Raw genomic sequence first — 24501 nt, 5'->3', positions numbered from 1 at the left:
CTGGTTCCCGCCTCTCGATAAGTGACACAATTGTTTAGAACGTGTTCTAATATGACACCTGGCCAAGAGTCAAGGCGCGAAGGAATTTGTCGATGACCACAACATCCCGATCCCGCTCCAACGCGGTTGCTTCTGCAACGCTCGGGGACGACGATCTCAGCTCCAACGCGCAACGCGAACGCCGCAAGCGGATTCTCGACGCAACCCTCGCCTTGGCGTCCAAGGGCGGCTACGAGGCCGTCCAGATGCGCGCCGTGGCCGAGCGCGCCGACGTCGCAGTCGGAACGCTCTATCGCTACTTCCCGTCCAAGGTTCACCTGTTGGTGTCCGCTCTGGCACGCGAATTCGAGAAGATCGATTCCAAGGGCAAGATCCCACCCGGAACCAGCCCGCTCGAGCGGATGCAGCTGATCCTCAGCCTCATCACCCGCGCGATGCAGCGCGATCCACTCCTGACCGAAGCCATGACTCGCGCGTTCATGTTCGCCGACGCCTCCGCAGCGGCCGAGGTCGATCAAGTGGGCCAGTTGATGGACCGCCTCTTCGCACGAGCGATGACCGAAGAGGAGCCAACCGAAGAGCAGTTGGCGATCGCGCGCGTGATCTCCGATGTGTGGCTGTCCAATTTGGTGGCATGGCTCACGCGACGTTCTTCGGCTACCGATGTCGCCAATCGACTGGAATTGACGGTTGAACTGCTGCTCGGTGACGGAACTCGGAAACCCGAATAGACGTCCTTTGTCGCATCTGTCGTTTTTGCACTGATCGGCCGGAAACGTATCGAGCCAGGAGTCGCTGCATCACCTAGATTTGAAGAGGTGAGCGCACAAGATCTGTCCATCGAACTCCGCCGAGCACTGTCGGGCGTGGCACGCACCCCGCGTCTGCTCGTAGCCTCCGACTACGACGGGACGATGGCACCCATCGTCGCCAACCCGGACAAGGCGTATCCCCGTGCGGAAACGGTGCGTGCGCTCCGCTCCCTCGCCAGCCTGGCTTCGACGACGGCTGCCGTGATCTCCGGTCGCGCCCTCAAGGATCTGGCTGCGCTGTCCCGACTTCCCGCCGAAGTGCAGTTGGTCGGCAGCCACGGCTCCGAGTTCGATATCGGATTCGTTCACGCGATCGACGCCGACGCCAGGAAGCTGCTCGACGAGATCGTCACCGAGCTGGGCCGAATCGCCGCCGACACCCCTGGGGCAACGGTGGAGAAGAAGCCCGCCAGCGTCGCCCTGCACGTACGCAACACCAGCGCCGACGACGCCGAGAAGGCACTCATCGCCGTTCGCACCGAATCGGCGCTCTGGCCGGGTGTTCAGGTCACCGAGGGCAAATCGGTGGTCGAGTTGGCCGTCATCGCCACCGACAAGGGCCACGCACTCGACTTGATTCGCCACCAGGACGGCGCTACTGCTGCCGTCTTCATCGGGGACGACGTGACCGACGAAAAGGCGTTCAGCAGGCTTCAGGGGCCGGACATCGGAATCAAGGTCGGCAGTGGGGACACCGTCGCCGACTATCGCGTCGACAGCACCGAGGACGTCGCTGCCGCTCTGGCGTTCCTGCTCGACGAGCGTCGTACGTGGCTTTCCGGTGCGGACGCTCCGCCCATCGAGCGGCTCTCGATGCTCGCCAGTCCGCGCACCGTCGCTTTGGTGACCCCGGATGCGACGCTGACGTGGTTGTGTCATCCAGAACCGGATTCAGCGGCCGTCTTCGCGCACCTTCTCGGCGGAACCGGGGCGGGCCATTTCACGGTCGGGCCTCGCCGAACAGCCCTGCCGCTGAGCCAGAAGTACATCGACAGCACGATGACCGTTCAGACCCGCTGGGCGAGCCTGTCCGTCACCGACTACCTCCCCCACGACGTCCCGCAGGGACGAACCGACCTGACTCGCATCATTTCCGGCCAGGCCGACGCGATCGTCTCGTTTGCACCCCGTCCCGAGTTCGGCCAAGGTCAGGTCACCCTCGAGGTCGTCGACGAGGGCATTCGGGTCCTCGGCACCAACGAGCCCTACGTGCTCCGCTCCCCCGGCGTGCTGTGGAACATCGCCACCGACGGAAACCAGCAGACCGCGCACGCCATCGTCGAGCCGTCCAAGGGCGACGTCGTCCTCGAATTGCGCTGCGGAACAGAAGAAATCGGCCCTTCCGAGATTCCGGAGATCGAACGCCGAGCAACTTCGGAGGCATACTGGTCCGATTGGGCCAAGACGCTCGAACTGCCGAAGCTGAAGCCGGACTTGATGAAACGCTCTGCGCTGACCTTGCGCGGGCTGGTTCACGCCGATTCCGGTTCCATCATGGCCGCCGCTACGACATCGCTGCCGGAAGAGATCGGCGGAGTCCGCAACTGGGACTACCGCTATTGCTGGTTGCGCGACGCCGCCCTCACCGCAACAGCTCTCGTGAGTGTCGGATCCACCGACGAAGCCGAGAACTACCTCGACTGGGTCCACCGCGTGCTCGAAACGCTGCCGGGACCTGAGCGCCTGCACCCCCTCTACACGCTGTACGGGACTTCGCTACCGCCCGAGGCGGTCATCGACTCACTTCCCGGGTACGCCGGCTCCCGGCCGGTCCGCGTCGGAAACGCCGCAAATCAGCAAGTTCAACTGGACGTGTTCGGCCCGATCGTCGAGCTGATCGTCGAACTGGCAAATGCACGCGAAAAAGCCGGTGCTGCCGACCCTTTGAGTGACCGCGACTGGGAACTGGTGTGCGCCATGGTCGAAGCAGTGCAGCGACGCTGGTTCGAACCCGACCACGGTATCTGGGAAATTCGCGACAACCCGCGCCACCACGTCTATTCCAAGGTGATGGGTTGGGTCACCGTCGACCGCGCTGTCGATCTTGCCGCCCGCTTTTCTCGTGAGGCTCTGCCCGAGTGGGTGGAACTACGTGACCAGATCGCCGACGAAGTACGCCACAAGGGATGGAAGGACGACGTCCAGTCGTACACCGCTGCCTACGACGGTACCGATCTCGACGCCGCCACTCTGCACATCGGACTGTCGGGACTGATCGATCCCACGGATCCACGCTTCGCCGCAACCGTCGTAGCCACAGAGGCCGAACTACGCAGCGGCTCAACGGTATACCGCTACCACCACGACGACGGCCTGCCCGGCATCGAAGGTGGATTCCATCTCTGCGCAGCCTGGCTCGTCGAGGCATACCTACTGATCGGGCAACGCCTGCAAGCAGAGGCACTGTTCGACCAGTTGGTCGCGGCAGCGGGTCCCACCGGACTGCTCGCGGAGGAGTACGACCCCATCGCGGAACGCTCGCTGGGCAACCACCCCCAGGCATACAGCCATCTGGGATTGTTGCGCTGCGCCCAACTCCTGGCGTGAGCGCTACCCCGTGACAGCTACACCCGGATCCGACCTGATGTTCGCCCGGCCAGTAGTTCGGTGTCGAGCATCTCGACTACCGGAACGCCGGATCCCGACGGCGACATCAAGAGCGCACCGGCGCGCCGGCCCTTCTCTTCCTGGGGCTGGCGCACCGTTGTCAGTGATTCGCGCAGCGCCTCGTCGACGCCGTCGAATCCGGTGATAGACAGTTGACCAGGTACATCGATGCCCTGCCAGCGCGCCCAGTCCAAGGCGCCGAGGGCCAGCACGTCGGTGGTGCAGACGAGTGCGGTGATCTCGGGTTTGGTCGCGAGAGCTTCCGCTGCCGCCGAGTGCCCGGACTGCGAAGTGTGGACGTACCGCTCGATCACGGTGAGTGAGAGTGGGTCCATGTCAGCCGCCACCATTGCGTCGCGGACTCCTTCGATGCGCTCACGCTGGACATGGAAGTGTGGGGACTTGAGTCGTTCCTGGCTGACGACGCCGTCCATCCGGTCGCGCCCCAGCCTCATGCAGAGGACGCCGATGTCACGGTGGCCGAGACCGATGAGGTAGTCGGCGACCTTGCGCATGGCGGCGCGGTCGTCGATGCCTACGAGGGACGCACCGGGAATCTCGCGGGGCTGGTCGCACACGACGATCGGAATGTGACGTTCGAGCACGGCAGCAAGATACGGGTCGTCGTCGGCCACCGAGTAGACGACAAAGCCGTCGACGCCCGCCTGCTGGACCACAGCCGCAGCATCCACCTCGTCGCGCCCGGGCCCTGCCGGGATGAGCAGCAAGCCCTGGCCGGCGTCCTCACATGATTCCGAGAGACCGGCCAGAAAGCTCATGGCGGCCGGGTCACGGAACGAATAACTGAGTGCTTCGGTGAGCAAGAGACCGACGGCGCCGGCTTTGCGAGTTCGCAAGGAACGGGCGACCGGATCAGGTCCGGGGTATCCGCGTCGCTTGGCCGCTTGGAGCACTCGATCCCGTAGCTCGACGGAGAGCTGATCGGGTCGGTTGTACGCGTTCGAGACTGTAGTTCTCGACACATTGAGCTCGGCGGCAAGCGACGCCAAAGTGGCTTGACGGCGTGGCTGACGGGACCGGGGCATAAACGGACGTTAGCCGTAGTGCCCGCAGACGGCGCGTTGGGGCTGAACCGAAGGTGAACTACCAGCGACTATGCGCTAATATGTAACGGTAACGGTTTCCAATAGCATTTAGCCCAGCCTTTGTTCAGGAGAAAAGCACGTGCGTTCGTCGTCGAAATTCCGCACCGCCACCGCCCTCGCGGCCGTCTCGGTCGCCGCAGCATTCGCGCTCACCGCGTGCAGCTCAACCTCCTCGAAGGACGACGGCATCACCGTCGTCGCATCGACGAACGTGTGGGGCGACGTCGCGCAGGCCGTCGCCGGCGACAAGCTGACCGTGACGTCGATCATCAACGAGCCGTCCGCGGACCCGCACTCGTTCGAAGCGACTCCCGCCGACGCCGCCAAGATCACCGACGCATCGCTTGTCGTCTACAACGGCGGCGGCTACGACCAGTTCATCACCGACGTCCTCGACGCAGGCAAGGGTGAGCAGAAGACGGTCAACGCCTACAACCTGCTCGACGGCGGCATCCATGCCGGCGAAACCGCGGGCGAATCGCACGACGGTCACACCCACGGCGCAGTCAACGAACACGTCTGGTTCGACATCCCGACCGTCGACGCCGTCGCACATTCGGTTGCCGATCAGCTGAGCGCTCTCGATCCGGGCAACGCGGCGACCTACGAGGACAACGCGAAGGCATACAGCCAGAAGCTCGCCGGCGTCACAGCGATCACCGATTCCATCGCCGCTGCCCACGCGGGCACACCCGTGGCTCAGACCGAACCGATCGCGCACTACCTCCTGGTCGCAGCTGAACTGAAGGACGCAACTCCCGAAGAGTTCACCAGCGCCATCGAAGACGGCAACGATCCTTCACCGGCCGCAATCGCCGCAACGCGCCAGCTCCTCTCGGAGAAGCAGGCCCGCGCACTGGTCTACAACATCCAGACGCAGGACAAAGTGACCCAGGACATGCGCACCACCGCCGAAACCGCCGGAGTGCCCGTCGTCGAGGTTACGGAGACTCTCCCCGAGGGCCTGGACTACATTCAGTGGCAGACGCAGACCGCGGAGTCGCTCGCAAACGCCCTCTCTGCCCAGTAATTTTTGCCCCACCATTTCCGAGAAGAACCGATCGGCTTGTGACAGAAACTTCCGCGAATACTCCTGTGCCTTCTGGTGACTCCGTGCCTTCAGGAAACACCGTGCCCTCTGGTAACACCGAGCCTTCTGGTACCACCGTGCCCGCTGTGACGCTGAAGGATGCTCGACTGTCCTTCGGCACCCGCACCCTCTGGGACGGACTCGACCTCGAGGTACAGCCAGGTGAGTTCATCGCCGTACTCGGACCGAACGGGTCTGGCAAGACCTCGCTTCTGAAGATTCTTCTGGGTCAACTGCAGCTCAGCGGTGGTAGTGCTCAGATCGTCGGCACGCCGGCGCGGGCCGGGAACTCACATGTCGGGTACATCCCGCAGCAGAAGTCGATCGACGACGGCCTCCCGCTCCGCGGCCGCGACCTGGTCGGCCTCGGCGTCGACGGTCACCAGTGGGGCACGGGGCTACTGCGCCGGGGTCGTCGACGCAAGATCGTCGACGACGCCATCGCGCAGGTCAGCGCCCAGTCGTTTGCCGACGCCCCCATCGGCTCCATGTCCGGCGGCGAGCAGCAGCGACTGCGTATCGCTCAGGCTTTGGTCGGCGACCCGCGGATTCTGCTGTGCGACGAGCCGCTGCTCAGCCTCGACCTCGCCAACCAGCACCTGGTCTCGACGCTGATCGACAAGCGTCGACGCAGCCATGACACGGCGGTGCTGTTCGTGACGCACGAGATCAATCCGATCCTGCCGTTGGTGGATCGAGTGCTCTATCTGGTGGACGGCAAATTCCGGATCGGGACGCCGGCCGAAGTGATGACGTCCGAGGTTCTCTCGGATCTGTACAACACCGACGTCGAGGTGCTGCAGGTTCGTGGTCGCCTCGTCGTGATCGGCACCGGAGATGCCATCGACGCGCTCGGCAGCGCGGGCGGTTTGCGTCCGGGAGAAGGCGTTCACCATTCTGATGAGGATCACCACCAGTGAGTAACAAGTTCACCGACGCGATGTCGCGGATGTTCGACGTGTCCGCCACCGCCGATCTACTGCAGTACGACTTCGTCCAACAGGCGTTGATCGCCGGCGCCATCCTCGGATTGCTGGCGGGCATCATCGGGCCGCTGATCGTGAGCCGTCAGATGTCGTTCTCGGTGCACGGTACTAGTGAGCTGTCACTGACCGGTGCATCCGCCGCACTTCTCGTCGGTGTGGGCGTCGGCTTCGGCGCCATCGTCGGATCCGTGGTCGCCGCGGTTCTGTTCGGGCTACTCGGAGCCAAAGCGCGGGACCGGGATTCGGTGATCGGCGTGATCATGGCTTTCGGCCTCGGCCTGTCGGTGTTGTTCCTCTGGGCGTACGACGGTCGCACGGGAACCAGCTTCTCGTTGTTGGTCGGACAGATCGTGGCTCCGGGGAACAGCGGTCTCGAACTTCTGCTGCTGTGCGCGGTCATCGTGATCGGCACACTCGGATTCATCTACCGCCCTTTGCTCTTCGCGAGCACCGATCCCGAAGTTGCTGCAGCTCGCGGCGTTCCGGTTCGGGCTCTGTCGATAGTGTTCGCAGTGTTGGTCGGTATCACCGCCGCGCTCGGCGTGCAGATCGTCGGCGCTCTGCTGGTGATGTCGCTGCTGATCACTCCCGCAGCGGCCGCCGCGTACGTCACGGCAAGCCCACTCAAGGCGACAATTCTCTCCGTCGTGTTCGCCGAACTGGCAGCCGTCGGCGGCATCCTTCTCTCGTTGGCCCCCGGCGTTCCGGTCTCGAGTTTCGTCACCTCGGTCTCGTTCGTGATCTACCTGATATGCCGACTCTTCGGATCCGCACGTCGCAAGAATGCCGGACGGATTCCGGCGCACGCCTGAACACCGCGAGCCCGCATATCTCTAAGCCTATGTACCTAGAATCGAAGTATGGGCTACAGCGTTGATCTGAACAGCGACCTCGGCGAGGGCTTCGGAGCCTGGACACTGGGCGACGACGACGCGATGCTCGAACTTGTCACAAGCGCGAACATCGCGTGTGGATTCCATGCCGGCGATCCGACGACGCTGTTGGCGACATGCGAATCCGCAGCCACCCGCGGCGTACGGATCGGCGCGCAGGTGGGGTACCGAGACCTCGCCGGTTTCGGCAGGCGCTTCATCGATGTCTCTCCGAAGGACCTGACCGCCGACGTCATTTATCAAATAGGGGCGCTCGACGGTTTGGCGCGTGTCGCCGGATCGCGGGTCACGTACGTCAAACCCCACGGCGCGCTCTACAACGCGATAGTTCATCACCGTCGGCAAGCACGGGCCGTGGTCGCCGCCGTCGTCGCCTACGACAGTTCGCTACCTGTTCTCGGACTGCCGGGTTCGGTGTTTCTGGAAGAAGCTCGAGAGGCCGGACTCGACATCGTCGCCGAGGCTTTTGCCGATCGCGCGTACACGGCAGAAGGCACCCTGGTCCCCCGAACCGAACCAGGTGCGGTGCTGCACGACCCGACGCTGGTTGCAGAACGGGTTCGCCGCATGATCGTCGACGGCGAATTCGACGCAGTCGACGGGAGCACCCTCAAGATCGCCGCAGCCTCGGTGTGCGTGCACGGTGACAGTCCGGCGGCCGTCGACATGTCCGCGGCGATCCGTGCACTCCTCGAATCCTCCGACGTCGAGATCACGCCGTTCACATGATCACGATCCTGCCCGCCGGTGAATCCGCAGTCCTCGTCGAGTACGACGAACTGCTGAACGTGTTGGGCAACTTCAGGGCCCTCGACGCCAGTCGGATCCCCGGGGTGATCGACTTGATTCCTGCGGCGCGAACCATCTTGATCGAGTACAACAACACGATCACCGGGCACCAACTCGTGGAGAAATGGGTGCGCGGTGCCGTACCGATCGAACTGACGGCCGACGAGAGCGGACCTGCCGTCGAGATTCCGGTCAGCTACGACGGCGCCGACCTTGCCGAAGTGGGCAAGCTGACCGGACTCGGGGTCGACGGTGTGATCGACGCTCACGCGTCTGCGACCTGGACCGTCGCGTTCATCGGTTTCGCCCCCGGCTTCGCGTATCTGACCAGCAGCGAGACAAGGCTGGAGGTTCCACGTCGATCAGACCCGCGCAGGCAGGTCCCGGCCGGTGCAGTCGGATTGGCCGGACCGTTCACGGGCGTCTACCCGCGTAGTTCCCCAGGCGGCTGGCAGTTGATCGGAACCACGGAACTGTCGGTGTGGGACACCGAACGCCGCCCGCCGGCGTTGCTTCTACCCGGCACCATGGTCACCTTTGTCCGTGCCTGAATTCGATGCCCGCATGATTTCGGTGTCTTCACCGCGTTGTTGCGGGAGAATGGATTCATGGCCTGGCTCGAGGTAGTGCGTACCGGCCCGCTCGCCACAGTTCAAGACCGCGGGCGGACAGGCTACGGCGCCCTCGGGGTAGGTAGATCCGGGGCCGTCGACATGATCGCGCACGACAGCGCGAACAGACTTGTAGGCAACACTTTTCGAGCAGCAACCATCGAAGTCACCACTGGCGGTTTCGCTATGCGAGCCGTCGGATCGATGACGGTGGCAGTGACGGGCGCACGGGTACCGCTGACCGTCGACGGACAGCCGGTGCCTGACTACGCGAGCATGCACCTCGACGGCGGCAGTGTTATCGAATTAGGTTACAGTACAACCGGTTTGAGAACGTATATCTCCGCACGCGGTGGCGTAGACGTCCCGCAGGTACTCGGCAGCAGATCCACCGACACGCTCTCCGGACTCGGGCCGCCGCCGCTCACCGTCGGCGATCACCTCCTCCTCGGAGCCGAGGAAGGGACGTGGCCCACCGAAGAGTTGATTCCACCGCCGGCCCCTCCACGCGGCGCAGTTCCGATCGAGATCACGCTCGGACCCCGAAATTCCTGGTTCACCGCCGCATCCGTCCACGCGCTCCTTCACACCACCTGGAAAGTCACCGAACACACCAACCGAGTCGGTGTCCGGTTACAGGGCCAAGGGCCTCTGCATCGCTCACACACAGAGGAATTGCCGAGCGAAGGCGTCGTCGTGGGGTCGATCCAGGTGCCACCAGGCGGAGCGCCCGTCGTGTTTCTCGCCGACCATCCCGTGACCGGCGGATACCCGGTCATCGCCGTCGTCTCCGACGCAGGGATTGCGTCGCTGGCACAGCTGCGGCCCGGCAGCACTATTACCTTCAAGGCCACTACTCGGCCGTCGTAGCGCTGATAGTCTCAGCCGCGCCAGCAACGCTGCCGGCGGCGCTCGGCCGTCGCCAGAACCTGAAGGACTGTCACACTATGAGCCCTAAGAGCAGCACACTTGCTCTCGGAATAGCGTCACTGATCACTGCTGCACTCGTCCTGTCGGGATGCAGCAGTTCGGAAAGCGGAGAGGCCGTCTCCAGCGAAACAACCACTTCCGAAAGTTCTGCATCCTCGCCGTCGGCCGCTGCCGCGACGCCGACCTTGCGGGACGGGACACCGTTCATCGGCGAGCGGACGACCATCGAGACCGGCAACGACCCCGAAGCGCCGAGCATCAGCGTCAGCCTCCCGCCGAGTTGGACCCAAGGCGAGAACATCCCCGCCGGGGTTACGGATGCGTTGTCCAGCAACAGCCGCGAACCCAGTGGCTTCATGCCGAACACCACCGTCACGGTCGAAAACCAAGGCACCGCAACAAAAGACGAGGTTCTTGCCGCCGCGCGTGAAACAATCGCCACTCTCGACGGGTGGACCGAGGTGAAGTACACCGAGATCGACGTCGACGGACAGCAGGGATTCCGCCTCTCCGGAACCTGGACCGCTCCAAACGTGGACGTTCCGCTGTACGCCGTCATGACAGTTGTCGCTTACCAAGCCGACGACAGTTCGCCGGTCTACTTGGTCAGCTTCGCAAACCAGTTCACCGATACGACAAACATGCAGACGTCCAACCAGGTGGAGGAAATCAACACTTCCATCGAATTCGGATGAGCACCTGATGGTTTGAATACCTGATCACCGAACAACAGCGGCGGGCCGAGGCTTCGACAGTCTCGGCCCGCCGTTTTCACAACTATCGACTAGCTCGACCCGAATAGGCCACTGAGGGAACCGAGGCCACCACTCAACGAGCCGAGTGATCCGGTTCCGCCACCGGTTCCGGGGTTCGTGCCGGGATTGGTTCCGGGATCAGTACCAGGATCAGTACCGGGGCCGGTCGGATCCGTTGACTGCACCACGATGGCGGGCCCCATTTCCGGGAAGCTGGCGCTGGTTCCGGCCCCACCCAAAAGCGTCGCGCCGACAGTCAACCCGCTGCCGTAGGTGCCCGGATCACACGTGACGACGTAGCTGGTCTTCATCGTTATCGGGTTCTTGCTGTTGTTGTACCAACCGTTACTGGTGAAGACCTTCGTGGTTGCGGTCGACTGGGAGGCATTCGGGGTTTCCACAGTTTCCTTCATGACGCCTCCCAAACCCGGGAGGCCACCCATCAGTTTCGAAATCTTTGCCGAGCCCGGCACGAACTCGAGACAGCCGGCATGAATCTCGGTCAGCCGATTGACATACCCTTCGAGCCCGCTCTTACTCGACACCGTCGTGTAGGTGATCGTGTCGCCGACCTTCGGGGACGCATTGTCCACAGTCCGAGTAAATGTGTAGGCACCAGAAGTTGCAGTCTCGGCAGTCGCGACTCCAACACCAAGGGCACTTGCACCCACAGTAAGAGCGATCGCCGCCAAACCAGATCCAACGGTGGACAGACTGCGATTTCTTGATCCGTACATCGCCACGAATAATCTCCACTCTTTGAGGTTCCAGGACAACTGAATTCGTTGATTACTGAAACTTGTTGCAACCCGACTCCCGATGTACGATACAGTCGACCTGGACATTCGCCCAGCTTTTCGTGGAATTGGTCGACAATCAGTTAACAACAGGCAATCGACATCGAAAAAGTCCTCTCAATTCGGACTTTTCCGTAAATTCTGCCGAACTGATACATAGCCAAGCGTCCGATAGGTTTCAATGGTTATCGCGGCGCAACCTTTGAAGAGTCATCCCATCGCCGTCAGTGTGAACCCCCTCGAACGGAGATTTTCATGTCACGTTTTTCAATGCGTAAAACACTTACCGGAGTAGCAATCGCTGCGTTGGCCACCAGCGGACTTTTCATGAGCGCAGGCACCGCAAGCGCTGATGCAGCCCACCCGGCCTCTGCGACCGTCAACTCCTCCAACGTCCGGATCACCAAGAGCATTGTCGGCGACGGCGAAGTTGCACCCGGCGGCAAGGTCACCGTACGCACCGTGATCTCTACGACCGGCCACCCCGAGCGCTACGTCAATCAGTTCGTCGATCGCTACCCCGCCACGTTCAAATACATCCAGGACTCCGCGACGGTCAACGCATGGCATTTGGTCGGTGGCCAGAAGACCGAATCCGTCACGCCGTCTGTCGATACGACCAACCGCACCGTCAACATTCCGAGCACCGGTTGGCTGATTTCCCCCACCGGTAGCAAGACCGTGACGATCGAGGCACAGTACCTCGTCGCCGATGATGCACCGATCGGTTCGTACCAGGAACTCTCCAGCTCGATCGGTATCTCGCTGTTCAGCACCGATCAGAACATCAGCGGCGTCTACGCCAAGATCCGCGCCAAGAACCCCGGCGAGGCAGCCGCATCGGGCTCGGCAGATCTGGGCTTCGGCTCTTCTGACGGCGAGGGCGGAACCGGTTCGGCCGGCTCCTCCATCCTGGACAACCCGGCCGGCTTCATCTCCGACATCATCAGCGGTGTCCTGGCCAACGGCAGCTGATTCGCCCGCTCCACCTGTAAACACTCCGTCGGGGATTGTGTTCGAGGGTGGCATCGAGTCTTCGGACTCGATGCCACCCTCGATCTTTTGTGGCGATCACACTCCGTCGCGCCCGCATCAAAGAACCAAATAGGAAAGCATTACCTAAGTCATTCGCGGTATGATCCAGCGATGAGTTCCACAGGATTTCCGTACTGGGCTGTGCCGGCAGGCCGGTACGTTCCGCTCCCTTTCTCCATGACCACGTCCACCATCGGGCGCGATCAGAAGCGGGCGTGGCGTGAGATCCGCCATCCCGAACACGAACTCCTCTGGGGCGCTTCCGGAGAGATGAGCGCCTACATCGACGACGTTCGTTGGCAGATCCCACCGACGGTCGGCATGTGGATTCCGGCCGGAACTCCACGGCGCATCACACTCGGCGCATCCACCGAGGCTCGCTTCACGTACTTCCGGCCCGAGTCGTTCCCCCACCCGTGGACAAAACCCGCGATCATCGGCATCGACGACGTGGTCAAGACGATGCTCATCCACCTGCACCAGCGAAATATGCCGACCGAGGCTCGCTTACGCGCCGAATCAGTAGTCTTCGACACGCTCGCGCCCATCGAGGCGGCCGATGTCGCGGTGCCGATGCCCGCCGATCCCCGGGCCCTCGCCGTCGCACGCCGCTTGATCGCCGACCCCGCCGATCAACGCGGGCTCGCCGATTGGGCCTACGTGGTCGGCGGAAGCCCCCGCACCCTGAGCCGCGTGTTCGCTCAGGGCACGGGGATGTCCTTCACCGAGTGGAGAATTCAAGTTCGCGTCCGCGCTGCGATGTCCTATCTCGCTGCGGGCGTTCCTGTTTCGACGGTCAGCCGCCGTGTCGGATACGAAACCCCCAGCGCCTTCACCAGCGTGTTCCGCAAGGTCACCGGACGGACACCGAAGAACTATTACTCGGATGCGTGCGAATTGTCGGCCTAGCTGGTCAGAATCATCAGCTGGGCAGAAATATCAGTCGGTCAGAACCCGTTCATCTTCGAGACCAGTTCGGCGAAGGCATATTTCACGCTCAGCGACGTGGGTGAGGCCAGTGCCATGACTCGGGCCAGGCCGAGTTGCTGAATCAGCCTGCCCTCCTTGACCGCCGGCAGGTCGGCAAACAACTTGTCTCCCATCAATCCGGGGAGCCCCTGGGCACTCGCGTCGTTGAGCACGATAACGTCCGCGTCCAGTTCGTTGAACTGTTCGCGCGATGCGGTGACAGAACCCTGCGTGTCGCCGCACAGCCCTGCGCTTCCGGCCGACTGCTTCAGTCCGAGCTGGGTCATCAGGATGACTCGGCCGTCGTCGGCGCAGTAATTGGTGAGGCCGTCGATGTTTCCCGAGAGGAAGGTCAAGGTCTTCCCGTTCAGATTCGGGGAGCCCGCGGCGAGGTCGGCTATGGACTCGTCGGTTTCCTCGATCAGCTCAGCTGCCCGCTTCGGTTGACCGAGCACTGAACCGATGGTCGACAACTGCTCCTGCCACGTGGTCGCCCATGCGGTCTCCTTGAACGGAATCGTGGGTGCGATCTGAGTCAGACGTGCATAGTCGTCTTCGGTGATTCCGGAGACCACCGCGATGATCACGTCCGGCTCCAATGCCAGGATCTGCTCGAACGGCACACCGGACGTGCTGTCGAGCAACGTGGGTTCGGCATCGCCCAACAATTCTTCGTCCCACGGCAGGATTCCGCTCTCCAAGCCGGTCCCACTGAACGACTCCATGGCGACAGGTGTCTTACCCAGTGCGAGGACCGAATCCTGGCTGTTCCAACCGATGGTCACGATCCGCTGAGGTTCGGTCTCGATGGTGGTCGAGCCGTACGCGTGGTCGATGGTGGCCGGCAGCGCGCCGGTCTCGGCCAACTGCGTCGTATCCTCCGACGCTGTTGACTCGGTGCTGCTCTGGCAGCCTGCGAGCAGGGCAATCGCGGCCAACGCAGCCACTATTCGGGTAGTGCTTTTCATCTTCTGTCAGCTCTCTTCGCAAACGTACTTGTTTCGACCAGGCAGGTATATCGAGACCTGATCCCGGTAATGGGGTCTCGATGGTTCATCTGTCCGCTGCCGCGTAGCCCTTGGCATCTACGAGCACTTTCCGTACCTCCACCGGCTCTACCGTAGAACTGCACAACGAGTGTTCGGATCTGGGCGAGGAGTTTCACGAGTGTCAGCGCTGCCCGAAACTCGTACCGGTCCGATGGAGATGATCAGAACCGGATCGTTCTCCTCCGGGCGCGGCCCGCGACTGGTTGCAGCCGTCACCGGTCAGGCGTCGTACCAGGTCGCTCAAGCCCTCATTCCGGTGCTGATCGGCACCGTCGTCGATCGGGCAATCGGAAAGTCCGACAGCACAGCACTTCTCGTGTGGCTGGCGGTGCTGTGCGCTCTGTTCGTCGGACTCGCCCTGTCGTGGCGCATCGCAGTTCGCCTGAACACACAGGTCTTCGTCTACGGCGAACACGACCTACGACTGAACGCTGCCAGACGGGTACTCGACGCAAGGGGCATGCAAGCTCAGCGTTCGACGGGTGAAGTCCTCACTATCTCCACTTCGGACGCCTCGCACGTCTCGGGCTTCTCTTGGGTTGTCGCCGAGCAGGGCTCAGCTTTCGCAGGGCTTGCCGCGGCAGTGATTTCGCTTGCCTTCGTATCGTGGCCGCTGGCACTGATCGTCGTCCTCATCACGGCTGCGCAGCTCGTTTTCATCCACAAGATCAGCGGTCCACTGGACGAGCGTGTATATGCAGAGCAGAAGAAGGCAGCCGAGGCAGGCATGCTCGCAACTGATTTCACGCTCGGACTGCGAGTACTCAAAGGCTTCGGAGCCGAGCCCACTGCTCTCTCCCGATATGTCCATGCCAGCCGGGAGTCGATGAAAGCAGCGATCCGGACGGTCAGGGCAATGTCCAGTCTGACCGCACTCAACTCAGGGGTCTCCGCGTTGGTACTGGCGTCAGTCGCATTGGGTGCCGCGTGGATGGCGCATCAAGGCACGATCACCGTGGGCAACTTCGTCACCGTGGTCGGCCTGAGCAGAGTGATTGCCGGTCCGATGGAAACGCTGGGGTTCTTCGGTGCCGAACTCGCTGCCAAGCGGGGCTCCGCGCGCAGACTGTCCGAACTCCTGGCCGAACCGCACCTGATCGATTCGCTGCTCTCCACGGCCACGGTCAGCTCCGACAGAAGTGAAGACGCCCTGCTGATTTCGGCCGACAACGGAACCGTCGTCTCAGCTCGCCCCGGAGAAGTGGTGGGCGTGCGCGCTGACGATTCTGCTGACCGGCTGGCACGACAACTCGCCTACCAGACCCCGCTCGTCCCCGACTGCTACTTCGTATTCGGCACCGATGCAACCGAACTCGGTCCGGACGGAGTTCGCGATCAGGTGTTCGTCTCCGCTCATGAAGGAACCGTGTTCACCGGTACCGTCTTCGACAATCTGGCTGCACCGAGCGTCGACTCGTCGGCAATGACGTCATCTGCACTCGACGACGTGTTGACGCATCTGCCCGACGGCCATCTCTCCGAGGTAGGTGAGCAAGGAAAGAAGCTCTCCGGAGGTCAACGCCAACGCCTTCTCCTTGCCCGTGCTCTCCATCAACCCCAGCCGATCCTGGTCCTTCACGAACCCACCACTTCCGTGGATTCTGTCACCGAACATCGAATTGCACACTCACTGAGAAACTTTCCCGACAAGGCCATTGTGGTGATCACCTCGAGTCCGACCTTGCTCCATTCGTGCGACCGCGTCGTGACGATCGACGATGCGCGGGACGGAGACTCGCTGTGACCGAAACTCTTCCGGATGCATCTGCTGCTCCGGTTGTATCTGCCCTGCCGATCGCGTCGACCAAGCAGACCGTCCGCGCATTGATCGCACTGCTTCGGCCACGCAAGCGAGCACTCGCACTCACGACCGTCGTACTTCTCTCCGCTACGGCCTGCGGCCTGTCCACCCCTGCGCTGCTCGGACTCATGGTCGATGCGGTCACGGAGGGCAAGCCGTTTGTCTCACTTCTACGTATCACCGCGTTCATGCTCGGCGCAGCGGCCGCAGGAGTCGCGCTGACCTGGTGGAGCACACAGCTTCTCGCGAAAGTCGCGCAGAACGTGCTGGCCGATCTTCGTGAGGACGTGTTCGCCGCTACGCTCGCGCAGCCGTCGTCGCTGGTCGAGGATGCCGGAACCGGCGATCTGATTTCCCGGGTCTCGGGTGACGTCGAAGCGGTCAACACCGTCATCGCTCGGGTGCTCCCCGCAACGGTATCGGCCCTGTTCATGATTTCGCTGACGCTTGTCGGTGTGGGAGTGATCGATTGGCGCTTCACCCTGGCCATCGTTGCGGTCGCGCCGATCCACTATTTTGCTCTTCGTCATTTCCTCCGACGCTCCGGACCCGTCTACCGACGCTCCCGCGCTGCGCAGGCCAGTCGGGGACAGCAGCTCATCGAAACTCTCGGTGGCGCAGGCACTGTCACTGCCCTACGGAGAACTGACGAGCACATCGGCCGAATCGCCGCGACCTCCGAGCATGCCATCAGCTTCGACATGCAGGCAGTTCGACTGCGTACCAACTTCTTCGCGCAACTGAACGGCGCCGAACTACTCGGATTGGCCGCCGTCCTGAGCGTCGGCTACTGGCTCGTGACCACGGGATCGGTGTCCATCGGCGCTGCTACCGCTGCCGCGCTCTACTTCCACAGTCTGTTCAGCCCCATCGCGGTATTTCTCTCCAACATCGACGAATTGCAGGATGCTGGTGCCAGCTTGGCTCGCCTGATCGGTGTCACCGCGATGCCCGGGCGTCCTTCGACCATTCCTGCCCCGGCTCGGTCCGAACCCATCGGCGTCGAGGTGGACCGGGTTTCTTACTCGTACAACAACTCCACCCCGGTCATCGATTCGATCTCGATCGCCATCGCACCGGGGGAACGAATCGCCGTCGTCGGAAGCAGCGGCGCCGGAAAGACCACACTCGCCAAACTGATTGCCGGCATCATTCCCGTCGGAGACGGGCGAATCACCGTCGACGGCATACCGATCGACGACCTCAGTGATGCCGAACTTCGGCACAAAATCGTCCTGGTCAGCCAGGAAGTTCACGTGTTCGTCGGGACGATCGCCGATGATCTCCGGTTGTGCGCACCCGATTCGGACGATGCGAAGATCGCCGAAGTCGTCGAAACGATGAAAGCTCAATGGATTCACGAGCTTCCGGAAGGGATCGAGACCCGAGTCGGCGCCGGCGGGTACCAATTGACTGCGGCTCAGGCACAGCACATAGCCCTCGTCCGACTGGCTCTGCTCGATCCACCCGTCGTCATCCTCGACGAGGCCACTGCCGAAGCCGGAACCACCGCAGCAGGTCTGCTCGATCAGGCGGCCGAGCTCGCGGTCAGCGCCAGGACTGCTGTGGTGATAGCGCACCGCCTGAGCCAAGCAGTCCGCGCCGATCGGATACTCGTCATGAGCGGTGGCCGCGTAGTCGAGAGCGGGACACATGACGAACTGATCGGCGCGGACGGTTCCTACGCTGCACTGTGGGAAGCCTGGTCGGTCCGGAGCTAGAACCCCGCCAGGCTCACCGGCAAGCCGTTACAACTCAGCTGCTACGACGCCTGCGGGCGATGTCCGCCAGGACAACTCCGGCGGCAACCGACGCGTTGAGCGACTCGACCGGACCGGCCATCGGAATCGAGAGGATCGCGTCGCAGTTCTCGCGGACGAGACGTGAAAGACCCTTGCCCTCGGAACCGACCACGATCACCACAGGACCGCTGCCGTCGAAATCGTCGAGAGTGGTGTCGCCGCCGGCGTCGAGACCGACGACCTGAACACCCTTCGACGCCCAGTCCTTGAGCGTGCGAGTGAGGTTGGTGGCCCGCGCAATCGGCAGACGAGCGGCAGCGCCGGCGCTGGTACGCCAAGCAACAGCACTCACGCTCGCGCTACGGCGCTCCGGAATCACGACGCCGTGTCCACCGAAAGCTGCGACCGAGCGCACAACGGCACCCAGGTTGCGGGGATCGGTGATGTTGTCCAGCGCGACGAGCAGCGGCGGCTCGGCGTGCTTACGTGCCTCGGACAGAAGATCGTCCGGATGCGCGTAGCGGTACGGCGGAACCTGCAGAGCGATGCCTTGGTGAAGACCGTTGGCGCTGAGGCGATCGAGATCCGAGCGCGGCACCTCGAGGATGGAGATACCGGCGTCGGCAGCCCGCTGAACAGATTCCTTCAACCGGTCGTCGCTCTCGGTACCGACAGCCACCCACAGCGCCGTCGCCGGAACACCCGCGCGCAGGCACTCCACCACCGGGTTGCGACCGAGCACGGTTTCGGGACCGTCGAGAACCTTGCGGCCCGGACCCGGACGGCCACCGCGGCCCTGGTTCTGCTTCTCGTCGGCCCGGGCGGCGCGCGCTGCACGCTTCGCCGCGGGGTGCTTGGTGCGTGCCTCGGCGGGAGGCGTAGCACCGCGGCCGGCGAGACCACGCTTGTGCTGGCCACCGGAACCGGCAACCTGGCCCTTCTTGGTGCCGCCCTTACGGACTGCGCCGCGCCTGCTCGAGTTTCCAGCCATTGTTACTGCCCTGCCTTAAGGGACCATTCGGGTCCGTCGGGAGTATCGGTTACTTCGATACCCGCCTTGATGAGGCGATCACGGACCTCGTCCGCCACCGCCCAGTTCTTTTCCGTACGTGCCTGCTGCCGACGATCGAGATCAGCCCGCACCAACACGTCCAAAGCTTCCATTGCCGTCTCGGTGTCGCCACCGGACTGCGTCCAATGCTCGTCGAGTGGGTCGACGCCCAGGATCGCGAGCATGGCCCGCACCTGGCCGGCAGCCACCCGAGCCGCGTCGAGATCACCGGCAGCAAGCGCGGAATTACCCTCGCTCGCCTTGCCGTGGATCTCGGCCAACGCGATCGGCACCGACAAGTCGTTGTCGAGAGCCGCCGCGAAACCTTCGGTCCACGTGCCGAGTTCGACCCCACCTGCGCGCTTGTGTGTGCGCAGGACAAACGACTCGAGCCCTTGGTAGGACTTCGCACTTTCGTCCAATGCCTCGTCGGAGTACTCGAGGTTGGAACGGTAGTGCGCACTACCGAGGTAATACCGAAGTTCTTGCGGGCGAACCTTCTTGAGCACGTTCGGCACCGAGAGAACATTGCCCAACGACTTGGACATCTTCTCGCCACTCATCGTGACCCAGCCGTTGTGCAGCCAGTACTGAGCGAAATCGTCGCCGGCGCACTTGGCCTGAGCGATTTCGTTCTCGTGGTGAGGGAAGACGAGATCGCGTCCACCGCAATGTATGTCGAATGCCGCGCCGAGGTAGAACTCCGCCATGGCCGAGCACTCGAGGTGCCAGCCCGGACGGCCGGGTCCCCACGGTGTCGGCCACGAGGGCTCACCGGGCTTGACGGCCTTCCAGAGAGTGAAGTCGCGGGGATCGCGCTTTCCCTCGGCCGCACTCTCGCCCTGATGGACGTCGTCGAGTTTGTGGCCGGACAATGCGCCGTACTCGGGGTAGCTCTGTACGTCGAAGTAGACGTCACCGCCCGCCGCGTACGCGTGGCCGTTCTCGATCAGGCGTTCCATCATCTCGACCATCTGCGTCACGTGACCGGTGGCCCGCGGTTCGATGGACGGGGGAAGCACACCCAATTGGTCGTAAGCCCACGTGAACGAACGCTCGAACGTCGTCGCCCACTCCCACCAAGGTCGGCCGGCGTCGGCGGCCTTGTTGAGGATCTTGTCGTCGATGTCCGTCACGTTGCGCACGAAGGCAACGTCGTTGCCGTGCGCCAACAGCCAGCGTCGCAGCACGTCGAAAGCGACGCCGCTGCGAACGTGTCCGATGTGAGGGTCGCCCTGAACTGTCGCCCCACACAGGTACACCGATGCATGTCCGGGGGCCAACGGAACAAAATCCCGAAGGGCCCGCGTACCGGTGTCGTATAGGCGCAGGGTCACGACCAGCGATCTTACCTGTCGTGTTCGGTTGTCATGACCAACGCGGTGGCCATGGCGGCGATCCCCTCGCCGCGACCGGTCAAGCCGAGGCCGTCCGTGGTGGTCGCAGACACCGAAACAGGGGCGCCGAGGATGTCCGAGAGCACCCTCTGAGCCTCGTCGCGTCGCGGCCCGATCTTCGGGCGGTTACCGATGACCTGCACAGCTGCGTTGCCGACGGTGAACTGGTTCTCCTCGAGCAGTCGGCGAACCTCGGCCAACATTCGAGCGCCACTCACGCCGTCCCATTCGGGCCTGCCGGTGCCGAAAACCGAACCGAGGTCACCGAGGCCCGCCGCGGAGAGCAACGCGTCACAGAGCGCGTGGACGGCGACGTCGCCGTCCGAATGCCCTGAGCACCCGTCTGCTTCCTCGAACAGCAACCCCGCCATCCAGCAAGGTCGGCCCACCTCGATGGGGTGGACATCCGTGCCGAGACCGACGCGCATCTAATTTCCGTTCCGTGAGTCCGCACTCAACTCTGTCTCCGAGATCAGGAGCGCCCGGGCAAGGACGAGGTCGAGTGGAGTGGTGATCTTGAAGGCGAGAGCGTCGCCGGGAATCGTCTGCACCGAAACACCGAGACGCTCGACCAGCGCGGCATCGTCGGTCGCGGCGACATCACCGGCGTCGTACGCACTCCGCAGGACGTCGGTGGAGAAGCCCTGAGGAGTTTGAACAGCACGCAACTCCGAACGAAGAGGCGTACCGGTGACTGCGCCGAGTACGTCGACCGACTTGATCGTGTCGGTAACCGGAAGTACCGGAATGACCGCGGAGCTGCCGGCCTGGAGAGTTTCGACGACACGTGCGATCAGCGCCGGCGGCGTCAATGCCCGCGCGGCGTCGTGCACGAGTACAAAATCCGCGTCACCGGCAGCACTGAGGCCGGCTCGAACCGAATCGGTTCTTTCGGCGCCACCACCGACGACGTCGACGTCCGCTGCACGGCCGAGGTCTGCCACGACGGATTCGACCAGCTCAGGCGGCACAATGACAACAACGCGGTCGATCGCTCCGGATTTCCGGAGTCCATCGACCGCGCGTGCAAGCATGGTGCACCCACCGAGTTCGACGAATGCCTTGGGCAATTTCTCGCCCAAACGCACTCCCCGACCTGCAGCAGGTACCAGGGCTACTACTGCCACTGTCAGCTTTGTTGTATTACCGTCAGGACGCGGCCGCGAGGACCTCGTCGAGAATGGTCTCTGCCTTCTCGGTGTCAGTGCCCTCGGCGAGCGCGAGCTCTCCGACGAGAATCTGACGAGCCTTGGCGAGCATGCGCTTCTCACCAGCGGAAAGTCCACGGTCCTGCTCACGACGCCACAGGTCGCGAACAACTTCTGCAACCTTGTTCACGTCACCTGAGGCAAGCTTCTCGAGATTTGCCTTGTATCGACGAGACCAGTTGGTGGGCTCTTCGGTGTGCGGTGCTCGCAGAACCTGGAAAACCTTGTCGAGGCCTTCTTGGCCGACCACGTCACGAACTCCGACGTACTCTGCGTTGTCTGCAGGAACCCGAACTGTGAGATCGCCTTGAGCGACCTTCAGAACCAGGTACTCCTTCTGCTCACCCTTGATGGTGCGGGTTTCGATAGCTTCGATCAGCGCCGCACCGTGATGGGGGTATACGACGGTGTCTCCGACCTTGAAAATCATGTGTCCCGTGCCCCTTTCGATTCCACTAGTTTAACACGTGAAAGAACCGACCACTCATCAACTGTGCAGGTCAGGGGCATCCTTGCTCGAGCGTAGGGGTTGACAGGGCTTGTTGTACGTGCATTCAACTGGTCTGGAGCACCCCTGTGTAACCGACTGAAAGCCCACGCAGACAACCGTTGTGGCGACCCGACGGCCAGCCTGCGGGACCTTATCTACTACTCTGCCTAGTGGAGTGCGAACCTGACGCCGTGGAGGACAAATCGTGACTGCTATCCGTAAGCCGACTCGTCGAGTCGCTACCGCCATTGCACTGGCTGCAGGCGCAGCCATCGCGCTGTCCGCTTGCGGTTCCGGACAGGTGAGCCAGACCGCCGTCCAGCAGGCCGCCGTGAACGGCAACAGCGCCAACCTCGGTGAGATCGCACTGCGCAACGTGCACATCGCTTACCCCTCGTCCGAGGAATACAGCATCGAGCCGGGCGGCAACGCCGTGCTCGCCTTCACCATCGTGAACGACAGCGCCGAGACCACGGACAAGCTCGTCAGCATCACCACCGATTACGCAGCACGCGTCATCGCCGGTGAAGAGGTCGGCGGCTTGACGATCAAGCCGCAGACGTCACTGCAGGCCGGTCAGTTGCCCGCCGGCGAGGGCGCCGCAACCGAGGCCGAGACCCAGATCAAGAACAACGAAGAGAACGACGACGCTCCCGCTGCGCTCACTCTCGTCGTCCTGCAGGACATCAAGGCAGGCGTTCGCCCGGGCTTGACCGTCCCGATCACCTTCAAGTTCGAGAAGGCCGGTTCGGTCACCGTCGACGTGCCTGTCGATGCCGGCCCGCAGCTCGAGCGCAACGAGTCGGACAAGTCGCCTGACGTTGCAGAAGCTGGGCACTGAGCCCCGAATCACCAAGGCGCACACTGCGCCTCGCAGAACAATTTCAGCATCGCACTAGAGGCGGGGTCCATGTCGGACCCCGCCTCTAGTCTGTCCCGGTGGCCAAAGTGAAATCGAACTACCGATGCTCCGAATGCCAGTCGGTAGTGCCCAAATGGGTCGGTAGATGTCCGGACTGCGACTCGTGGGGCTCGATGACCGAGGTCGCCGTCGTGGCACCCGTCGCCAGTCGCGCCGGCGCTTCACTCGCGAAAGCGGGGTCAAGCGCCGTACTACCCACGACGCCGGCCACCCCGTTGACACAGATCGACAGCACCTCGACGCAGGCCAAGCCCACCGGAATCGGCGAGCTGGACCGCGTCCTCGGCGGTGGTGTCGTTCCGGGTTCCGTAGTTCTGCTCGCGGGAGAACCCGGTGTCGGGAAATCGACGCTACTTCTCGAGGTCGTCTACCGCTGGGCGATGCGCAGCGCGGATGATCGAGCGTTGTACGTCACGGGCGAGGAGTCTGCCGGTCAGGTTCGACTGCGGGCAGATCGCACCAACTCGGTCCACGAGCGGATGTACCTGGCAGCGGAATCCGATCTCGCGACCATCCTCGGCCACGTCGAGCAGGTCAAGCCAACTCTGGTCATCGTCGACTCTGTGCAGACCATGCTTGCCGCCGACGTCGACGGAGTCGTCGGCGGCGTGACTCAGGTCAAAGCCGTGACCAGCGCCCTGACCTCCTTGGCCAAGGCAAGTGGAATCCCGGTGCTTCTGATCGGCCACGTCACCAAGGACGGCGCGGTCGCCGGTCCACGCTCGCTCGAGCATCTCGTGGACGTGGTCCTGCACTTCGAAGGTGACAAGCACTCCACCCTGCGCATGGTCCGTGGCGTCAAGAACAGGTTCGGCGCGGCCGACGAAGTGGGATGCTTCGAACTGAGCGAGCAGGGCATCAACGAGATCAGCGATCCGTCCGGCCTTTTCCTTCACCACCGTGAAGAGGCCGTGGAAGGTACTGCCGTCACCGTGATGATGGACGGTAAGCGTCCTCTGCTCGGTGAAGTTCAAGCACTCGTCGCCACCACACCCCTGCCGACACCTCGCCGTGCCGTCAGCGGACTGGACACCGCCCGTGTGGCCATGGTTCTGGCCGTGTTGGAGCGCCGCGTCGGAGTGTCGATCTCGAAGGCCGACGTCTACGCCGCGACCGTGGGCGGAATGCGGATGACCGAGCCGGGCGCAGACCTGGCTCTCGCCATCGCCGTCGCCTCGGCGGTGAAGGCCAAACCCGTCCCCAAGGGGCTCGTCATCCTCGGCGAGGTCGGACTCGCCGGGGAAGTTCGGCGAGTTGCCGGCGTGAACCGGCGCCTGATCGAAGCTGCCCGCTTGGGATTCACCAGCGCGATCGTGCCGGTCGATTCCGGCCCGAACATTCCCGGCATGCGGGTCAACGAAGTAGCGAATCTGGCCGAGGCGTTGGCTTACGCCGGATTGATGGGCGGCAAACAAGCCCCGTCTCGCCCCAAGCTCACGCCGGTGAAGTGATCGGCCTGCG

The 24501-nt window shown here is 63.1% G+C and carries 23 protein-coding genes; 15 read left to right on the top strand and 8 right to left on the bottom strand.

The window, feature by feature from the left end:
- Window positions 1-92: 92 nt before the first annotated feature.
- Window positions 93-731 carry a cholesterol catabolism transcriptional regulator KstR gene (kstR, locus tag ACWF6P_RS20240; protein ID WP_003945752.1) on the top strand — a complete coding sequence of 213 codons (639 nt, stop codon included), beginning with the start codon at window positions 93-95 and terminating at the stop codon, window positions 729-731.
- An 87-nt stretch (window positions 732-818) separates the two neighbouring features.
- Complete coding sequence (gene otsB, locus ACWF6P_RS20235) at window positions 819-3359, top strand: trehalose-phosphatase (RefSeq protein WP_452622230.1); 2541 nt, start codon at window positions 819-821, stop codon at window positions 3357-3359.
- Window positions 3360-3376: 17 nt separating this feature from the next.
- Here the strand turns inward: otsB and ACWF6P_RS20230 are convergent, their stop codons facing one another.
- Window positions 3377-4465 (bottom strand): LacI family DNA-binding transcriptional regulator, encoded by a 1089-nt coding sequence (locus ACWF6P_RS20230; RefSeq protein WP_452622229.1) that lies wholly within the window; start codon window positions 4463-4465, stop codon window positions 3377-3379.
- A gap of 139 nt (window positions 4466-4604) precedes the next feature.
- On the opposite strand from ACWF6P_RS20230, the gene ACWF6P_RS20225 reads away from it, so the two are divergent.
- The 7 genes from ACWF6P_RS20225 (at window position 4605) to ACWF6P_RS20195 (ending at window position 10519) form a co-directional block, all read left to right on the top strand.
- A complete protein-coding gene (locus tag ACWF6P_RS20225) occupies window positions 4605-5555 on the top strand; it encodes a metal ABC transporter solute-binding protein, Zn/Mn family (RefSeq protein WP_452622228.1) in 951 nt (316 codons plus the stop codon).
- A gap of 137 nt (window positions 5556-5692) precedes the next feature.
- A complete protein-coding gene (locus ACWF6P_RS20220) occupies window positions 5693-6535 on the top strand; it encodes a metal ABC transporter ATP-binding protein (RefSeq protein WP_378645138.1) in 843 nt (280 codons plus the stop codon).
- Complete coding sequence (locus ACWF6P_RS20215) at window positions 6532-7413, top strand: metal ABC transporter permease (protein ID WP_452622227.1); 882 nt, start codon at window positions 6532-6534, stop codon at window positions 7411-7413. Before ACWF6P_RS20220 ends, ACWF6P_RS20215 begins: the two co-directional genes overlap by 4 nt.
- A 48-nt stretch (window positions 7414-7461) precedes the next feature.
- Window positions 7462-8223: a LamB/YcsF family protein gene (locus ACWF6P_RS20210; protein WP_452622226.1), complete on the top strand. Its 762-nt coding sequence runs from the start codon at window positions 7462-7464 to the stop codon at window positions 8221-8223.
- Window positions 8220-8834, top strand: coding sequence for a 5-oxoprolinase subunit PxpB (gene pxpB, locus ACWF6P_RS20205; RefSeq protein WP_452622225.1), 615 nt, complete (start codon window positions 8220-8222; stop codon window positions 8832-8834). Before ACWF6P_RS20210 ends, pxpB begins: the two co-directional genes overlap by 4 nt.
- Before the next feature lie 57 nt (window positions 8835-8891).
- Entirely contained in the window at window positions 8892-9764 is an 873-nt protein-coding gene (locus ACWF6P_RS20200) for a 5-oxoprolinase subunit C family protein (protein ID WP_452622224.1), read from the top strand.
- A 77-nt stretch (window positions 9765-9841) separates the two neighbouring features.
- Window positions 9842-10519 (top strand): LpqN/LpqT family lipoprotein, encoded by a 678-nt coding sequence (locus ACWF6P_RS20195; RefSeq protein WP_452622223.1) that lies wholly within the window; start codon window positions 9842-9844, stop codon window positions 10517-10519.
- A gap of 89 nt (window positions 10520-10608) precedes the next feature.
- Here ACWF6P_RS20195 and ACWF6P_RS20190 read toward each other — a convergent pair whose 3' ends face one another.
- Complete coding sequence (locus tag ACWF6P_RS20190) at window positions 10609-11172, bottom strand: hypothetical protein (RefSeq protein WP_452622222.1); 564 nt, start codon at window positions 11170-11172, stop codon at window positions 10609-10611.
- A gap of 459 nt (window positions 11173-11631) precedes the next feature.
- Here ACWF6P_RS20190 and ACWF6P_RS20185 point away from each other — a divergent pair, with 459 nt between their 5' ends.
- Both ACWF6P_RS20185 and ACWF6P_RS20180 read left to right on the top strand, forming a co-directional pair.
- Window positions 11632-12351, top strand: coding sequence for a hypothetical protein (locus ACWF6P_RS20185; RefSeq protein ID WP_378546364.1), 720 nt, complete (start codon window positions 11632-11634; stop codon window positions 12349-12351).
- A gap of 171 nt (window positions 12352-12522) precedes the next feature.
- The gene (locus ACWF6P_RS20180; RefSeq protein WP_452622221.1) at window positions 12523-13320 is read left to right on the top strand and encodes a helix-turn-helix domain-containing protein; all 798 of its coding nucleotides are present in this window, start codon (window positions 12523-12525) and stop codon (window positions 13318-13320) included.
- Between the two features lie 38 nt (window positions 13321-13358).
- On the opposite strand, the gene ACWF6P_RS20175 is transcribed toward ACWF6P_RS20180, so the two are convergent.
- Entirely contained in the window at window positions 13359-14348 is a 990-nt protein-coding gene (locus ACWF6P_RS20175) for an iron-siderophore ABC transporter substrate-binding protein (protein WP_452622220.1), read from the bottom strand.
- Between the two features lie 199 nt (window positions 14349-14547).
- On the opposite strand from ACWF6P_RS20175, the gene ACWF6P_RS20170 reads away from it, so the two are divergent.
- Window positions 14548-16173: an ABC transporter transmembrane domain-containing protein gene (locus ACWF6P_RS20170; RefSeq protein ID WP_452622219.1), complete on the top strand. Its 1626-nt coding sequence runs from the start codon at window positions 14548-14550 to the stop codon at window positions 16171-16173.
- Window positions 16170-17951, top strand: a complete 1782-nt coding sequence (locus ACWF6P_RS20165) for an ABC transporter ATP-binding protein (protein ID WP_452622218.1) — start codon at window positions 16170-16172, stop codon at window positions 17949-17951. Before ACWF6P_RS20170 ends, ACWF6P_RS20165 begins: the two co-directional genes overlap by 4 nt.
- Before the next feature lie 34 nt (window positions 17952-17985).
- On the opposite strand, the gene rlmB is transcribed toward ACWF6P_RS20165, so the two are convergent.
- The 5 genes from rlmB to carD are packed head-to-tail and all read right to left on the bottom strand — an operon-like array spanning window position 17986 to window position 22058.
- Window positions 17986-18963, bottom strand: a complete 978-nt coding sequence (rlmB, locus tag ACWF6P_RS20160; RefSeq protein ID WP_230816683.1) for a 23S rRNA (guanosine(2251)-2'-O)-methyltransferase RlmB — start codon at window positions 18961-18963, stop codon at window positions 17986-17988.
- 2 nt (window positions 18964-18965) lie between these two features.
- Entirely contained in the window at window positions 18966-20360 is a 1395-nt protein-coding gene (cysS, locus tag ACWF6P_RS20155) for a cysteine--tRNA ligase (RefSeq protein WP_095970890.1), read from the bottom strand.
- Window positions 20361-20371: 11 nt separating this feature from the next.
- Window positions 20372-20848: a 2-C-methyl-D-erythritol 2,4-cyclodiphosphate synthase gene (ispF, locus tag ACWF6P_RS20150; protein WP_095970889.1), complete on the bottom strand. Its 477-nt coding sequence runs from the start codon at window positions 20846-20848 to the stop codon at window positions 20372-20374.
- Window positions 20849-21547: a 2-C-methyl-D-erythritol 4-phosphate cytidylyltransferase gene (gene ispD, locus ACWF6P_RS20145; RefSeq protein WP_378448209.1), complete on the bottom strand. Its 699-nt coding sequence runs from the start codon at window positions 21545-21547 to the stop codon at window positions 20849-20851.
- A 22-nt stretch (window positions 21548-21569) separates the two neighbouring features.
- Window positions 21570-22058 (bottom strand): RNA polymerase-binding transcription factor CarD, encoded by a 489-nt coding sequence (gene carD / locus ACWF6P_RS20140; RefSeq protein WP_003945666.1) that lies wholly within the window; start codon window positions 22056-22058, stop codon window positions 21570-21572.
- 265 nt (window positions 22059-22323) lie between these two features.
- Here carD and ACWF6P_RS20135 point away from each other — a divergent pair, with 265 nt between their 5' ends.
- Both ACWF6P_RS20135 and radA read left to right on the top strand, forming a co-directional pair.
- The gene (locus tag ACWF6P_RS20135) at window positions 22324-22959 is read left to right on the top strand and encodes a copper chaperone PCu(A)C (protein WP_378448208.1); all 636 of its coding nucleotides are present in this window, start codon (window positions 22324-22326) and stop codon (window positions 22957-22959) included.
- Between the two features lie 98 nt (window positions 22960-23057).
- Window positions 23058-24491: a DNA repair protein RadA gene (radA, locus tag ACWF6P_RS20130; RefSeq protein ID WP_378448207.1), complete on the top strand. Its 1434-nt coding sequence runs from the start codon at window positions 23058-23060 to the stop codon at window positions 24489-24491.
- Window positions 24492-24501 lie beyond the last annotated feature (10 nt).

This window comes from Rhodococcus sp. NPDC055024, from assembly GCF_053608585.1.
This window is presented reverse-complemented; position numbering and strand designations above follow the sequence as displayed.